This is a genomic window from Metapseudomonas resinovorans (genome assembly GCF_002003485.1).
Taxonomy (GTDB): domain Bacteria; phylum Pseudomonadota; class Gammaproteobacteria; order Pseudomonadales; family Pseudomonadaceae; genus Metapseudomonas; species Metapseudomonas resinovorans_D.
In genome coordinates, this window is record NZ_BDMA01000050.1 from 54,265 (window position 1) to 68,284 (window position 14,020).

The following is a 14,020-nucleotide window of genomic DNA, read 5'->3' on the forward strand; positions in this document are numbered from 1 at the left end:
AATGGGAAGGGGCTCAGTGCAGCGGCATCGCCGGTTGCAGCTCATTCTCCGCCAGCCAGTCCTGGGCCAGCTCGCGTAGCCGGGCGGCTTCGAACTGGTGCCAGGCCTCCAGCAGCACCGGGTACTCCATCAGCACGTGGCGGAACGTGCGCGCCGGCTTGCGGCTTGCCAGCGCCTGTTCCAGGGCGGAATAGGCATGGGGATGGACCACTTCATGGAGGAACTCCTGCATCAGCCGCAGTTCGTCGGCCTGGCCGAGGGGTTCAACCAGCAGGAAACGCTCCGGCTCCTCGCGCAGCAGGGCTTCCAGTTCGGGATCGGCATCTTCTTCGGGGATCAGCAGCACCTTGCCGCTGAGCAGGTCGAGGTAGTGGTCGAGTCCGAAAGTGTTGAGGGCAAAGGCGAGTTGGTCGAGGTCGATGGTCAGCGGGCGCATGGCTCAATCTCGATAGCGGAGAGGATGTTGCCAGCCTACGCCAGCGCCGCGCCTCAGAACAGTCGGGCGAGCAACGCGGTTACCGCCGTCTCCACCCGCAGGATGCGCTCGCCGAGCTGCACGGGCTGCAGGCCGGCCTCGTGCAGTTTCTCGACCTCGTAGGGAATCCAGCCACCTTCGGGGCCAATGGCCAGGGTGATGGGCTCGTCCACGGCGCGGGGACAGGGCGGGTGGTCACCGGGGTGACCCACCAAGCCGAGGGTGCCGGCGGCGAGCTGCGGCAGGCGATCTTCGACGAACGGCTTGAAACGCTTCTCGATGACGACTTCGGGCAGCACGGTGTCCCGAGCTTGTTCCAGGCCCAGGATCAGCTGTTCACGGATGGCCGCCGCTTCGAGGAAAGGGGTCTGCCAGAAGCTCTTTTCCACTCGGTAACTGTTCAGCAGGACCAGGCGCGGCACGCCCATGGCGGCGACGGTCTGCAACACGCGGCGGAGCATCTTCGGGCGGGGCAGGGCCAGTAGCAGCGTGATGGGCAGCTTGGCTGGCGGCGGCTGGTCGAAGCTGACTTCCAGCTCCGCACAGTTGGTTTCGAGGCTCAGCAGGCGACCTTGGCCCATCTGGCCGCCCAGGCGACCCACCCGCAGGCTGTCGCCGGCCTCGGCGCGGTGGACTTCATGCAGGTGCTTGAGGCGTCTGCCTTCCAGGCGTGCCCGGTCCGCCGCGATGAAGTCGGCGTCTTCGAGAAGCAGCAGGTTCACGGGCGGGTAGCGGGCGGCTGGTCGCCGGGCTCTTCGGCGTCGTCTTCCGGATGATCGCCGCGTTTGCGGATCAGGCCACCGAAGAACACGCCGACCTCGAACAGCAGCCACATGGGCACGGCCAGCAAGGTCTGGGAGAAGATGTCTGGCGGGGTCAGGACCATGCCCACCACGAAGCAGCCGATGATCACGTAGGGGCGGATGCGCTTGAGATAGCTGACATCCACCACGCCGATCCAGATCAGCAGGATGACGGCCACGGGAATCTCGAAGGCCACGCCGAAGGCGAAGAACAGCGTCATCACGAAGTCGAGATAGCTGCTGATGTCGGTCATCATCGACACGCCTTCGGGCGTCACGCTGGCGAAGAAGTGGAAGATCAGCGGGAACACCAGGAAGTAGGCGAAGGCCATGCCGCCGTAGAACAGCACGATGCTCGAGACCAGCAGGGGCAGGGCGACGCGCTTCTCGTGCTTGTACAGGCCAGGCGCGATGAAGCCCCAGACCTGGTGCAGGATCACCGGCATGGCGAGGAACAGCGCCACGACCATGGTCAGCTTGAAGGGCGTGAGGAAGGGCGACGCCACATCGGTGGCGATCATGGTCGCGCCTTCCGGCAGGTACTGGCGCAGGGGCGCCGATACCAGGGTGTAGATCTTCTGGGCGAAATAGAACAGGCCCGCGAAGATCAGGAAGATCGCCGCCACGCAGCGCAGGAGGCGCGTACGCAGTTCAGTGAGGTGCGAGACCAGGGGCATTTCCTGGTCTTGTTCCGGCTTCTGGTCGCTCATGGGGTGCGGGACGGCTGCTGCGGTTCAATGGGGGCCTGGGGCGATGGCTGAGACGTCGACGCGGCACTGGGGGCCTGGCCAGGCGCAGTCGGGGCGGCCTGGTTAGGAGCGGCCGCGCCTGCGGTTGCCGGCGCCTTGGCGGTTGCCGGTACCGGCGCAGCCTGTGCGGGTTGCGTAGCCGGGGCGACGGGCGCGGGACTTGCTGGTGCGGCATCGCTTTCAGGCTCTGCCTCGGAAAGCAGGGATTCGACCGTGGGAGGCACGATGCTTTCCTTGATCTGCTTTTCCAGCGCCATGATGTGTTCGTTATGCAGCTGGCGACGGATCTCGTCGGCGCCGATTTCGCGCTCGACCTCGGTCTTGATCGCGTTGAAGCTGCGCTTGAGGCGGCCGATCCAGAGACCCGCCGTGCGCGCCGCGCCGGGCAGCCGCTCGGGCCCGAGCACCAGGAGGGCGATCAGGCCGATCAGCAGCAGTTCACCGAAGCTGATACCGAACATGGGTCATCAGTCCTTGCGGGTCACCGGGTCCTGCACCTGCTGCGCCTGGCCGTCGATGGTGTGCGGCTGGTTCAGCGAGGCGCCGGGTTGCTGCGCGGTGGTGGTCTGCTCGGAGGCCTTGTCGGCTTCCTCGGTGTTCATGGCCTTGCGGAAGCCCTTGATGGCTTCGCCGACGTCGGAACCGAGGTTCTTCAGGCGCTTGGTGCCGAAGACCAGTACGACGACGATGAGAATGACCAGCCAGTGTTTCCAGTCGAAGATGCCCATGGTGTGTTCCTCTTGATTGTCTTTGTCAGGCGGAGGGCTGGCGAGCGGCCTTTTCGGCGTGCCCGGACAGGCCAAAGCGACGGTCCAGTTCGTCCAGTACGGCCTGGGGGTGCTGGCCGAGGGCGGCGAGCATGATCAGGCTGTGGAACCAGAGGTCGGCGGTTTCGTAGATCAGGTCGCTGGAATCGCCGCTGACGGCGGCGTCCTTGGCGGCGAGTATGGTTTCCACCGCTTCTTCGCCGACCTTTTCCAGAATCTTGTTCAGGCCCTTGTGGTACAGGCTGGCGACGTAGGAGCTGTCGGCGGCGGCGTTCTTGCGCTCCTCCAGCACCTCGGCCAGGCGGGCGAGGGTATCACTCATGGTTGTGTCCTGCGGCATAGATGGCATGCGGATCCTTGAGTACGGGGTCGACGGTCTTCCAGCCGCCATTCTCGAAGACACGGTAGAAGCAGCTTTCGCGTCCAGTATGGCAGGCGATGCCGCCCAGCTGTTCGACCATCAGGATGACGACATCGGCGTCGCAATCCAGGCGCAATTCGTGGAGACGCTGTACATGACCGGACTCCTCGCCCTTGCGCCACAACTTGCCACGGGAGCGTGACCAGTAGATGGCGCGGTTCTCGGCGGCGGTGAGGGTGAGGGCTTCGCGGTTCATCCAGGCCATCATCAGCACGCGGCCCGTCTTGTAGTCCTGGGCGATCGCCGGGACCAGGCCATCGGCGTTCCAGTGAATCTCTTCCAGCCAGTCTTTCATTGCGTCTTCCACAACTGTGCCGGCCTCAAGGGCCGGCGCTCGGATTCGAAATAGTGTGCCAGTGCCATTCGGGGCTGGCTATCGGCGCAGCACCAGATATAGACCGCCGGCCAGCATCAGCCAGCTCGGCCAGGCCTGCAGGTGCTGCTCCAGGCCCAGGCTGGCGGCGCCCAGCAGCAGGCCGACGCCGAGCAGGCGCAGGGCCAGGCCGTCGTTGCGCTTCTGCCAGGACGGCGACGGGGCGGCGGCGTGCGGCTGGCTCATGCGCTCCAGAAGGTCGCGGGTCATGCCTGCCAGGTGGGGCACCTGTTCCACCTGGGATTGCAGGTTGTTCAACAGGCTCCTTGGGCTGACGCGCTCGCGCATCCAGCGCTCGAGGAACGGCTGGGCGGTGGCCCAGAGGTCCAGGTCCGGGTAGAGCTGGCGGCCCAGGCCCTCGATGTTGAGCAGGGTCTTCTGCAGCAGCACCAGCTGCGGCTGGACTTCCATGTTGAAGCGGCGCGCGGTCTGGAACAGGCGCAGCAGCAACTGGCCGAAGGAAATGTCCTTCAGCGGCTTCTCGAAAATGGGTTCGCAGACGGTGCGGATGGCCGCCTCGAAATCGTTGACCTTGGTTTCCGCCGGCACCCAGCCGGAGTCGATGTGCAGCTGGGCCACGCGCCGATAATCGCGCTTGAAGAAGGCGATCAGGTTGCGGGCGAGGTAGTCCTGGTCCTCGGGGGTGAGGCTGCCGATGATCCCGCAGTCGATGGCGATGTACTGCGGGTTCCAGGGCTGGCGGGTGGCGACGAAGATGTTGCCGGGGTGCATGTCGGCGTGGAAGAAGCTGTCGCGGAACACCTGGGTGAAGAAGATTTCCACACCGCGTTCGGCCAGCAGTTTCATGTCGGTGCGCTGGTCGGCGAGGGTGGCGAGGTCGGTCACCGGGATGCCGTAGATGCGCTCCATCACCAGCACCTTGGGACGGCACCAGTCCCAGTACACCTGGGGCACGTAGAGCAACGGCGAGCCATCGAAGTTGCGGCGCAGCTGGCTCGCGTTGGCCGCCTCGCGGAGCAGGTCGAGTTCGTCGTAGATGGTCTTCTCGTAGTCGTCCACCACTTCCACCGGGCGCAGCCGGCGGGCGTCGGCGGAGACGCGCTCGGCGAGCCGGGCGAGGATGAACAGCCAGGCGAGGTCCTGGCGAATGATCGGTCGCAGGTTCGGGCGGATCACCTTCACCACCACTTCTTCGCCGCTTTTCAGTTGCGCGGCGTGGACCTGCGCCACCGATGCCGAAGCCAGCGGCTCCACGTCGAAGCGGGCGAATACTTCGCTGACGCTGGCGCCGAGCTGTTCCTCGATGCGCGCGACGGCTTTCTCCGGAGCGAAGGGCGGTACCTGGTCCTGCAGGCGCGCCAGCTCATCGGCGATGTCCGGCGGCATCAGGTCGCGGCGGGTCGAAAGCAGCTGGCCGAACTTGATGAAGATCGGGCCGAGGTCTTCCAGGGCGAGGCGCAGGCGCTCACCGCGGGTCAGGCTGAGTTCCTTGCGCGGCAGCCAGCGCCAGGGCAGGACGTGGCTCAGCGTGCGCAGCCACCAGGGCAGCGGCAGTTCGAGCAGCAGGTCGTCGAGGCGGTAGCGGATGACGACCTGCTGGATGCGCAACAGGCGGCGGGCGGCGAGCAGCTTCATGCGATGGGTTTGATTCTCTGGTTCAGGCGTTCGACGCGGGCGTCGAGGCGATCGAGGGCGAGCTTGAGGCGATCCAGTTCAGCGAAGCGTGCGTCGGCTTCACGGCGGCCCACGAGGGTGCGTGACTCTTCGGCCAGGTAGTCAGCGAGGTTCTGGCGCAGGCTTTCCAGGCCCTGGCCTGCCCAATTGGCGCGAAGCTTCAGGTGGCCGGCGAGCAACTGGGTACCGACCGGGCCGAGCCAGCGCGACAGCTCGTATTCCCAATCCAGCTCGAGGTCCTGGAGGATCGCGGCCAGTTCCAGCAGCACGGCGCTGTTGCCTTCGAGGGTGACTTCCGGGCTATGCAGGACGGCGGTCTTTTCCCGCGTGGTGGCCAGCTTCAGCAGGCTGCTGGCCGGCGCGCGCAGCCGGCAATCGGCGGGGGCGGACCAGTGGGCGGACAGCTTCAGGCCGTCGCCGCCGGGGAGCAGGAAAAGGGTCAGGGCGGGGCTCTGGCAGTCGACTTCGATGACGCTGCCTTCTAGGGATGCCATGCGCGGCAGCGCCGTGCTGTCCAGTGTCAGCACCCGGTTCAGGCCGAGCTCGATACCGGCCAGCAGCGCCTGGGTCAGCATCAGGGCTTGATGCCGCGGTGCAGGGCGACGATGCCGCCGGTCATGTTGTGGTAGGTGACGCGCTCGAAGCCGGCTTCGACCATCATCGCCTTCAGGGTTTCCTGATCCGGGTGCATGCGGATGGATTCGGCCAGGTAGCGATAGCTTTCGGAGTCGTTGGTGATCAGCTTGCCCATCAGCGGCAGCAGGCTGAAGGAGTAGGCGTCATACGCCTTGGACAGCAGGCCGCTGGTGGGTTTGGAGAACTCCAACACCAGCAGGCGGCCACCGGGCTTGAGTACGCGCAGCATCGAACGGATGGCTTCGTCCTTGTGGGTGACGTTGCGCAGGCCGAAGGCGATGGTGACCACGTCGAAGTGGTTATCGGGGAAGGGCAGCTTCTCGGCGTCGGCCTGGACGAAGCTGACGTTGCCGGCGACGCCGCTGTCCAGCAGCTTGTCGCGGCCCACCTTGAGCATCGAGGCGTTGATGTCGGCCAGTACCACTTCACCGGTCATGCCGACCAGGCGGGAGAACTGGCGGGTGAGATCGCCGGTACCGCCGGCGATATCCAGCACGCGGTTGCCCGGTCGAACGCCGGACAGCTCGATGGTGAAGCGCTTCCACAGGCGGTGGACGCCCCCGGACATCAGGTCGTTCATCAGGTCGTACTTGGCCGCTACCGAGTGGAAGACCTCGGCGACCTTGTCGGCCTTCTGGCTTTCGGGAACTTGCTGATAACCGAAGTGGGTCGTGGGTTCGGCGTCGTTGCCTTTGCGCTGATCGTTCATGTCGCTGCCACCGGAATTGAATGGCGGCCATTCTAATGCCCGCGTCCGGCTTTGTCTTGGCGCCCGACGGCGGCGGACGCGGTCAGGGGCCGCGGGCACTGGTATATTCACGCGACCAAAGGTCGCAGTTCAGGAACCCCCCATGTCCCGCATCCAAGTCGAACGTTCCCATGCCCTCGGTCGCGAAGCCGTCCGTGGGAAAGCCGAGAAGCTGGCCGAGCGCCTGGCGCGTGAATACGACGTGCGTTACCAGTGGCGCGGAGACACCTTGGAGTTCAAGCGCAGCGGCGCTGATGGACAGATCGAGGTAAGCGATTCGAAGGTGCGCGTGGAGGTCAAGCTGGGCCTGCTGCTGTCGGCCATGAGCGGCAGCATCAAGCGCGAGATCGAGAAGGCGCTGGACGAATACCTGGTCTGAGTCAGGCCCCTTCCCGGGGCCGCCTGGCCGCCCTTCGCGAATGAATTCGCTCCCACCTGAGCGGCTCATTTCGCGGCTAGTATGCGGTTTCTAATTTTCCTCGCTACCTTGCGCTCAAGTCCTGAAAAAGGGCGAGTCATCTACCATTCCGCGTGAGGTGCACCATGGCCAAAGTAGCCGTCAAAAAGAAAGTCGAGAAAGCCGAAAGCAAGTCCACTGTCGTCAGCGACGTGAAGCTCTACGCCCGCAAGATCTGGCTGGCTGGCCTGGGTGCCTACGCCAAGGCCGGCGCCGAAGGCGTCGACTACTTCAAGGAGCTGGTGAAGGCCGGCGAAGGCGTCGAGAAGCAGGGCAAGAAGCTCGTCGATGAGCAGGTCGAAGCCGCCAACACCCAGTTCGACAGCGTGAAGAACAGCGTCACCGGCGTGAAGGAAAAGGTCGAAGTCCAACTCGACAAGATCGAGAAGGCGTTCGACAACCGAGTGGCCAGCGCGCTCAACCGCATTGGTATTCCCTCCCGGCAGGACGTTGAGGCACTCTCTGCTAAGCTTGATGAGCTGAGCGCGTTGCTCGAGCACGTCGCGCGAACCAAATAAGGAGAGCAGGATGGCTGGCAAGAAGAAAACCGATAAAGACACCAACTCCTGGATCGGCGAGATCGAGAAATACTCGCGCCAGATCTGGCTGGCTGGCTTGGGGGCCTACTCGAAGGTCAGCAACGACGGCACCAAGCTGTTCGATACGCTGGTCAAGGATGGTGAGAAGGCTGAAAAGCAGGCCAAGACCGAAGTGGACAAGCAAGTAGACGCGGTCAAGTCGAAGGTTGGCTCCCGCGTGGGTACGGCCAAGTCCAAGGTCGAAGAGGTCCGGGGCAAGGCGATCGGCAAATGGGGCGAGCTGGAAGAGGCTTTCGACAAGCGTCTGAACAGCGCCATTTCCCGTCTCGGCGTGCCCAGCCGTAGTGAAGTGAAAGACCTGCAAGGCAAGGTCGATACCCTGACCAAGCAGCTCGAGAAACTCACTGGCGTGTCGGCGAAATCGGTCAAGCCCGCCGCTGCCAAGGCTGCCGCCAAACCGGCCGCCAAAGCTGCCGCGAAGCCCGCTGCCAAGCCAGCCGCTAAAGCTGCGGCAAAACCGGCTGCGAAAGTCGCCGCTGCCAAACCGGCGCCCAAGGCAGCCGCTGCCAAACCGGCTGCCAAGCCTGCGGCAAAAGCTGCGGCGAAACCTGCCGCCAAGCCGGCAGCCGCGGCCAAGCCCGCTGCGAAACCGGCCACAGCCGCCAAGCCCGCTGCAGCGAAACCTGCTGCGAAGCCGGCAGCTGCAAAACCGGTAGCGGCCAAGCCTGCAGCCGCGAAGAAGCCGGCAGTGAAGAAACCCGCTGCGCCCAAGGCCGCCAAGCCTGCCGCTCCGACAGCTGCTCCTGCAGCACCGGCCGCAGCAGCTACACCGGCGCCCAGCGCGGCACCGGCAGTGACACCAGCACCGGCAGCACCGGCCGCACCGGCAACTCCGCCGGCCAGCCAGTCCTGAGCTGTATCGGAATGACGAAAACGCCCGGCTTTGCCGGGCGTTTTCGTTTCAGGTATCCCGGTAGCGCCGGGCGAGATTTTCGGCAGCGTGCCGGGAGCCTGGTCGCAAGTGCGGAGCGACCAGCATCATCACCTGATAGACCACCAGGCGTATCTCGCCTCCGCTGCCCAGCACCCGCTGGTAATCGAGGGAGAACAGCAGGGTCAGGGTGATCTGCTCCACCAGTTGGCCAAGGGCCTCGGTATCGCTGACCAACTGGTCCTCGGACTTCAACCGCGCCAGCAGGGCGGCCAGGGTGCGCTTGAGGTGGTTCAGCCAGTTGCGCATGCCGCGGGCCAGCTTGGGCAGGCGGCCGGCCAGGTTGGACAGGTCCTGGAACAGGAATCGGTACTGCGACAGGCGTTCCACGATCAGGTGCAGGAACAGCCAGTAATCCTCGGCGTCGAGTTGCGCATCGGCCGGTGGGTCGAGCAGCGGCGCCAGCTCTTCCTGGAAGCGCTCGAACAGCGCCATCACCAGCGGTTCCTTGCCGTGGAAGTGGTAGTAGAGATTGCCGGGGCTGATGCCCAGTTCGGTGGCGATTTCCAGGGTGGTGACGTTGGGTTCGCCGTTGAGATTGAACAGCTCGAGGGCGCATTCGAGGACGCGGTCGCGGGTCTTCATCCAGGTTTCTTGTCAGGCATTCAAAGTGGAAGTGAAGGACCGGCCGGCTTCTCGCCCGGCCGGCCACGCATGTTTTCTAGCGCACGTGAACGTAGGTGCCGGGAGCGGCCTCCATTGGCGGGTAGTCCTGATTACCCAGCGCCATGATGGTTTCCCGTTGCTCGCCGGAGCGCTCCTGGATCCAGCCCAGCCACTGACCCCACCAACTGCCTTGTACGTGCTTGGCGTCGTAGTACCAGGCGCGCGGGTCGGAGCTGAGCTTGCCGTTCTCGTAGAAATTGGCCTTGGGGTTGCCCGGCGGATTGAGAATGCTCTGGATGTGGCCGCTGTTGGACAGCACGAAGCGGCTGTCGCCGCCCAGCAGCATCGCGGAGCGGTAGACGGCGTCCCACGGGGTGATGTGGTCATTGATGCCAGCGACGCTGAAGCTGTCCACAGTGACCTTCTGCAGGTCGATGGAGGTGCCGCAGATCTCCAGGCCACCGCTGCGGGTCAACGGGTTGTGCTTGAAGAAGTCCAGCATGTCGCCGTGCAAGGCGGCGGGCAGCCGGGTGTTGTCGTTGTTCCAGTAAAGGATGTCGAATGCCGGAGGTTCGCGGCCCAGCAGGTAGTTGTTGACGAAGTAGTTCCACACCAGGTCGTTGGGACGCATCCAGGCGAAGATTTTCGCCATGTCCTTGCCGTCCAGAACGCCGGCCTGGTACGAGCGGCGCTTGGCGGCTTCCAGTGTCTGCTCATCGGCGAAGAGCGCCGCGGGGCTGTCCACCTGGCTATCCAGCAGGCTGACCAGGTAGGTGGCGCTGGTGACCTTGCGCAACTGCCGGCGCGCCTGCAGGTGTCCCTGCAATGCGGCAATGGTGAGGCCGCCAGCGCAAGCCCCCGCCAGGTTGACTTCCTTGCTGCCGGTGATGGCGCGGCAGGCTTCGAAGGCTTCTTCGAGGGCCTGCACATAGGTCGACAGGCCCCATTCACGGTGCCGCGCATCAGGGTTTCGCCAGCTCACCATGAACACTTGCAGGCCGTTCTTCAGGGCGTACTGGACGAAGCTCTTATCCGGCGCGAGGTCGAAGATGTAGTACTTGTTGATCTGCGGCGGTACCACCAGCAAGGGGCGCAGGTACTGCTTTTCGCTCATCGGTTTGTACTGGATCAGCTCCAGCAGCTCGTTGCGGTAGACCACTGCACCCGGCGTGTTGGCGAGGTTGCGGCCGATCTCGAAGGCGTGCTTGCTGACCTGGCTGGGCATGCCGTCGTTGTGCAGCAGGTCGTCCACCAGATGACTGAGACCCTTGATCAGGCTGAGGCCGCCGGTGTTGAACAGCTCCTTCACGGCCAGCGGATTGAGCAGGCTGTTGGTGGGTGACAGCGCGTCGCTGAGTTGGGCCATGACGAAGCGGGCACGGGCGCGGTCGTCGTCGCTGAGGTCGCTCTCGTCGATCCAGGTGCTGAGTTGCTTCTGCCAGGCGAGGTACACCTGCAGGCCGCGACGGTAGAAGGGGTTGTGCTGCCAGGACGGATCGGCGAAGCGGCTGTCCTGCGGATTGGGCTGGTGCAGGGTATCGCCAAGCAGCACACGACCGACCTGGCCGCCGAAAGCGAGCATGTGCCGTGCGCTGTGCACCGGATGCCGCAGTCCTTGCAGCGCCAGGTTGCGTACGGTGGAAAACAGATCCTTGCCGCGCAAGCCGACGATGGCGTTCTGCGCGTTCATGAAAGCGGCTGGTGCCGGCAAGGTGCCCGGGACTTGTTTTTCTCGCATGGGGCAACGCTCCGTATTCGGTCCGTGGTTCAGGAGGACTACAGCAAGGCTTGTACCACCAGGAGCCCGAAGGGCATTCCAGACTATCTCCAGCAAAATTCAAGTTGATGACAGCACGCACCGGTCTGGTTCGGGCGTCATGCGGCCGCCCCACAAGGGAGCGGCAGGTTCTCAGCTATTACGCAGCGGCAATGCCTGTGGATGGATCACGGCACGATGACGCTCCTCGGCGAGGAACTTCATGATGATCGGAGCCACCGTTTCGGCACGGGTCACGAGGAACAGATGACCGTCGTCGATGACGTGGAGTTCCGCATTCGGAATCCGCCAGGCCAGCAGACGCATGTTCACCAGGGGAATGATCGGATCGTCGTCGCCTGCCAGCACCAGGGTGGGTTGGCGGATGCGGTGCAGCCAATGGATGCTGGTCCAGCCGAAGCCGGCGAACAGTTGCCAGTAGTAGCCCATCTTGCCGGACGAGCGCACCTTGCTGGCGTGGGCCATGGCCAGGCCCGGGTCGCGGCGGAAGGCGCCCCCGTAGATGTCGGGTGCAATGTGCACGCCGTAGGACGGCTGTATGTAGCGGCGCGGGCTCGCCATGCGCCAGAGCACCTTGGGCTTGCCGGGCACCATTACGGCGCCGGCCGAGGTGGCGGCGAGAATCAGTTTCTTGCAGCGTTCTGGATAGTCGTGGGCGAACTGCTGTGCCAGTGCACCGCCCCAGGACACACCAATGGCGCTGACCTGACCGTAATCCAGGTAGTCCAGCATGCGCGCGGCGAGCTTGGCCAGGCCGGAGAAACGGTAGGGCGAACGCGGGGTGGATGAACCGCCGACACCGGGTACGTCGAAGGCGATCACTTCCAGGTCCGGGTCCAGGGCCTGAACGAAGGGAAACACCAGTTCGAGGTTGGCGCCAATGCCGTTGAAGATCAGCAGCGGCGTCATGTGCGACTGACCGGGGCGAACGGCGGTTCGGATGGTCTGGCCATCCAGCTCGATGGTGCGGAATACGAAAGGTAGCGGCATGCGCAAAGCCCTATTGATTAGAACGCCGGGGGAAGCGTTCGCGAGCGCCCCCCGAATCTGCCAGGCGGTGCCTGACCAGCACCGCCGGCAGATGCCGGCGGCGCGTAGGGCACTTCCTGGTGCCATGGGCAGTGGTGCGCAGGGCGCAGTCTGTCATCGCTCGTGCACATAGGTGCCAGGCGCAGCTTCACCGGCCGGGAAGGCCTTGTTGCCCAGGGTGAAGTTGGCTTTCTTGGTTTTGCCGGAGCGCTCACCGATCCACTGCTGCCAATGCAGCCACCAGGAGTCGGCGTGCTTGGTGGCGTTCTCCAGCCAGACTTTCGGGTCTGCCGGCATGTCGCTGCTGGTGGAGAACCGCGCCTTGGGGTTGCCAGGCGGGTTGAGGATGCTCTGGATGTGGCCGCTGTTGGACAGCACGAACTCACACTTGCCACCCAGCAGCCGCGCCGAGCGGTAGCAGGCTTCCCAGGGGGTGATGTGGTCCGAGGTGCCCGCGAGGCAGTAGAAGTCGCAGGTGACCTGCTTGAGGTCGATGGGCGTGTCGCAGACTTCCAGGGCGTTGGGCCGGGTCAACGGGTTGGTCTTGAACATCTCCACCAGCTCGCCGTGGAAGGCTGCGGGCAAGCGCGTAGTGTCGTTGTTCCAATAAAGGATGTCGAAGGCCGGCGGCTCGTTGCCCAGCAGGTAGTTGTTGACCCAGTAGTTCCAGATCAGGTCGTTGGGACGCATCCAGGCGAAGACCTTGGCCATGTCCTTGCCTTCCAGCACGCCGGCTTGGTACGAGCGGCGCTTGGCGGCTTCCAGGGTTTGTTCATCGGCGAACAGGGCGACCTGGGTGTCGAGGTTGAAGTCGAGCACACTGACCATCTGGGTGAAGGCATTGACCTTGTTCTCGCCAATGGCCTGGTAGTGGCCAAGCAGGGCGACGGTGGTGATGCCGCCGGAACAGGCCCCAAGCATGTTGAGGTCCTTGCTGCCGGTGATCTTCAAGACCACGTCGATCGTGTCCTTGAGGGCCTGGATGTAGGTGGACAGACCCCATTCGCGTTGCGCTTTGGTCGGGTTGCGCCAACTGATGATGAAAGTCTGCAGGCCATTGCGCAGGCAGAAGCGCGCCAGACTCTTTTCCGGTGACAGGTCGAAGACGTAGAACTTGTTGATCTGCGGCGGTACCACCAGCAATGGACGTTCATGCACGCTTTCGGTGATGGGCTTGTACTGGATCAGTTCGAGGACATCATTGCGATAGACCACGGCACCTTCGGTGGTGGCGACGTTCTGGCCGACCTCGAAGGCATCCATGTTCACCTGGCTGGGCATGCCGCCGTTGTTCACCATGTCCTTGGCCAGATGGGAGAGGCCATCCAGCAGGCTCTTCCCGCCCGTCTCGAAGAAGCGCTTGACCGCAGCCGGGTTGGCCATGCTGTTGGTGGGCGCCATGGCTTCGGTCATCAGGTTGATGACGAAGTGTCCGCGGCTGGCGTCCTGGCTCGACAGGTTGCTTTCGGAGATCCAGCTATGCAGCTCCTTGCGCCAGGCCAGGTAGGTCTGCAGGTAGCGTCTGTAGAGCGGATTCTGGCTCCAGGCCGGGTCATTGAAGCGGCGGTCATCGGCTTCCGGATGCAGACCGGATTGGCCAAGCAGAACGTTTTTCAATTCCAGACCGAAATGGGCGACGTGTTTTGCACTGTGAAAAGGCTGCTTGATGGCCTGCAACAGCACCATCCGCGCTGAAGACAGCAAGTCCTTGCCGCGGATCCCTATGACCGGATTGAGGTTCAGGGTGTTATCCGAGGCTTGGTGCTGCAGGTCTTCATTGTTCTTGTTGCTCATCTACGACGCTCCATTGTCCTGAGTCGAACAGCGCTCTGGCGGAACAGCGCGCTGATACGCTCGGGTTACCGGGAAGGCGAAGCGAACTTCGCGAATTTCTCTGTATCTGGCGATGCCAAATGCATGGAACTTGCCAGAACTTGGTTACCCGAGTTTGTCAGTTTGCGCAAGCGGACCGCAGAGAGTTCGCTGCAGCGGGAGTATGTCGCGAGCATTTAGA

At 63.9% G+C, this 14,020-nt stretch carries 17 protein-coding genes; 3 read left to right on the top strand and 14 right to left on the bottom strand.

Annotation, left to right across the window (positions count from 1 at the left end; genetic code table 11):
* Positions 1 to 13 precede the first annotated feature (13 nt).
* From MnOB_RS13405 to ubiE, 10 genes are all read right to left on the bottom strand, one after another.
* Positions 14 to 436 carry a UPF0158 family protein gene (locus MnOB_RS13405; protein WP_077524721.1) on the bottom strand — a complete coding sequence of 141 codons (423 nt, stop codon included), beginning with the start codon at positions 434 to 436 and terminating at the stop codon, positions 14 to 16.
* Positions 437 to 489: 53 nt separating this feature from the next.
* Complete coding sequence (locus MnOB_RS13410; protein ID WP_077524722.1) at positions 490 to 1,197, bottom strand: 16S rRNA (uracil(1498)-N(3))-methyltransferase; 708 nt, start codon at positions 1,195 to 1,197, stop codon at positions 490 to 492.
* Positions 1,194 to 1,988 carry a twin-arginine translocase subunit TatC gene (gene tatC, locus MnOB_RS13415; protein ID WP_077524723.1) on the bottom strand — a complete coding sequence of 265 codons (795 nt, stop codon included), beginning with the start codon at positions 1,986 to 1,988 and terminating at the stop codon, positions 1,194 to 1,196. Before tatC ends, MnOB_RS13410 begins: the two co-directional genes overlap by 4 nt.
* Positions 1,985 to 2,488 (bottom strand): Sec-independent protein translocase protein TatB, encoded by a 504-nt coding sequence (gene tatB, locus MnOB_RS13420; protein ID WP_077524724.1) that lies wholly within the window; start codon positions 2,486 to 2,488, stop codon positions 1,985 to 1,987. Before tatB ends, tatC begins: the two co-directional genes overlap by 4 nt.
* A 6-nt stretch (positions 2,489 to 2,494) precedes the next feature.
* On the bottom strand, positions 2,495 to 2,755 hold the full coding sequence (locus MnOB_RS13425) for a twin-arginine translocase TatA/TatE family subunit (protein WP_077524725.1): 261 nt from the start codon (positions 2,753 to 2,755) through the stop codon (positions 2,495 to 2,497).
* Between the two features lie 25 nt (positions 2,756 to 2,780).
* Complete coding sequence (locus MnOB_RS13430) at positions 2,781 to 3,116, bottom strand: phosphoribosyl-ATP diphosphatase (protein ID WP_077524726.1); 336 nt, start codon at positions 3,114 to 3,116, stop codon at positions 2,781 to 2,783.
* Positions 3,109 to 3,510, bottom strand: a complete 402-nt coding sequence (hisI, locus tag MnOB_RS13435) for a phosphoribosyl-AMP cyclohydrolase (protein ID WP_077524727.1) — start codon at positions 3,508 to 3,510, stop codon at positions 3,109 to 3,111. Before hisI ends, MnOB_RS13430 begins: the two co-directional genes overlap by 8 nt.
* Before the next feature lie 78 nt (positions 3,511 to 3,588).
* Positions 3,589 to 5,184, bottom strand: coding sequence for a ubiquinone biosynthesis regulatory protein kinase UbiB (ubiB, locus tag MnOB_RS13440; RefSeq protein WP_077524728.1), 1,596 nt, complete (start codon positions 5,182 to 5,184; stop codon positions 3,589 to 3,591).
* The gene (locus MnOB_RS13445; RefSeq protein ID WP_077524729.1) at positions 5,181 to 5,798 is read right to left on the bottom strand and encodes a ubiquinone biosynthesis accessory factor UbiJ; all 618 of its coding nucleotides are present in this window, start codon (positions 5,796 to 5,798) and stop codon (positions 5,181 to 5,183) included. Before MnOB_RS13445 ends, ubiB begins: the two co-directional genes overlap by 4 nt.
* A complete protein-coding gene (gene ubiE / locus MnOB_RS13450; RefSeq protein WP_077524730.1) occupies positions 5,798 to 6,568 on the bottom strand; it encodes a bifunctional demethylmenaquinone methyltransferase/2-methoxy-6-polyprenyl-1,4-benzoquinol methylase UbiE in 771 nt (256 codons plus the stop codon). The genes MnOB_RS13445 and ubiE overlap by 1 nt, the downstream gene beginning before the upstream one ends.
* A 142-nt stretch (positions 6,569 to 6,710) precedes the next feature.
* Here ubiE and MnOB_RS13455 point away from each other — a divergent pair, with 142 nt between their 5' ends.
* The 3 genes from MnOB_RS13455 to MnOB_RS13465 all read left to right on the top strand — a co-directional run bounded on the left by MnOB_RS13455 (position 6,711) and on the right by MnOB_RS13465 (position 8,516).
* Positions 6,711 to 6,986: a polyhydroxyalkanoic acid system family protein gene (locus tag MnOB_RS13455; protein ID WP_077524731.1), complete on the top strand. Its 276-nt coding sequence runs from the start codon at positions 6,711 to 6,713 to the stop codon at positions 6,984 to 6,986.
* A gap of 164 nt (positions 6,987 to 7,150) precedes the next feature.
* Entirely contained in the window at positions 7,151 to 7,582 is a 432-nt protein-coding gene (locus MnOB_RS13460) for a phasin family protein (RefSeq protein WP_077524732.1), read from the top strand.
* Between the two features lie 10 nt (positions 7,583 to 7,592).
* Complete coding sequence (locus MnOB_RS13465) at positions 7,593 to 8,516, top strand: phasin family protein (RefSeq protein ID WP_077524733.1); 924 nt, start codon at positions 7,593 to 7,595, stop codon at positions 8,514 to 8,516.
* Positions 8,517 to 8,564: 48 nt separating this feature from the next.
* Here the strand turns inward: MnOB_RS13465 and MnOB_RS13470 are convergent, their stop codons facing one another.
* The 4 genes from MnOB_RS13470 to phaC (MnOB_RS13485) form a co-directional block, all read right to left on the bottom strand.
* Positions 8,565 to 9,179, bottom strand: coding sequence for a TetR/AcrR family transcriptional regulator (locus MnOB_RS13470; RefSeq protein WP_077524734.1), 615 nt, complete (start codon positions 9,177 to 9,179; stop codon positions 8,565 to 8,567).
* A 76-nt stretch (positions 9,180 to 9,255) separates the two neighbouring features.
* Positions 9,256 to 10,938 (bottom strand): class II poly(R)-hydroxyalkanoic acid synthase, encoded by a 1,683-nt coding sequence (gene phaC / locus MnOB_RS13475; protein WP_077524735.1) that lies wholly within the window; start codon positions 10,936 to 10,938, stop codon positions 9,256 to 9,258.
* Between the two features lie 171 nt (positions 10,939 to 11,109).
* Positions 11,110 to 11,967: a poly(3-hydroxyalkanoate) depolymerase gene (gene phaZ, locus MnOB_RS13480; RefSeq protein WP_077524736.1), complete on the bottom strand. Its 858-nt coding sequence runs from the start codon at positions 11,965 to 11,967 to the stop codon at positions 11,110 to 11,112.
* Between the two features lie 153 nt (positions 11,968 to 12,120).
* A complete protein-coding gene (phaC, locus tag MnOB_RS13485) occupies positions 12,121 to 13,800 on the bottom strand; it encodes a class II poly(R)-hydroxyalkanoic acid synthase (protein ID WP_077524737.1) in 1,680 nt (559 codons plus the stop codon).
* Positions 13,801 to 14,020 lie beyond the last annotated feature (220 nt).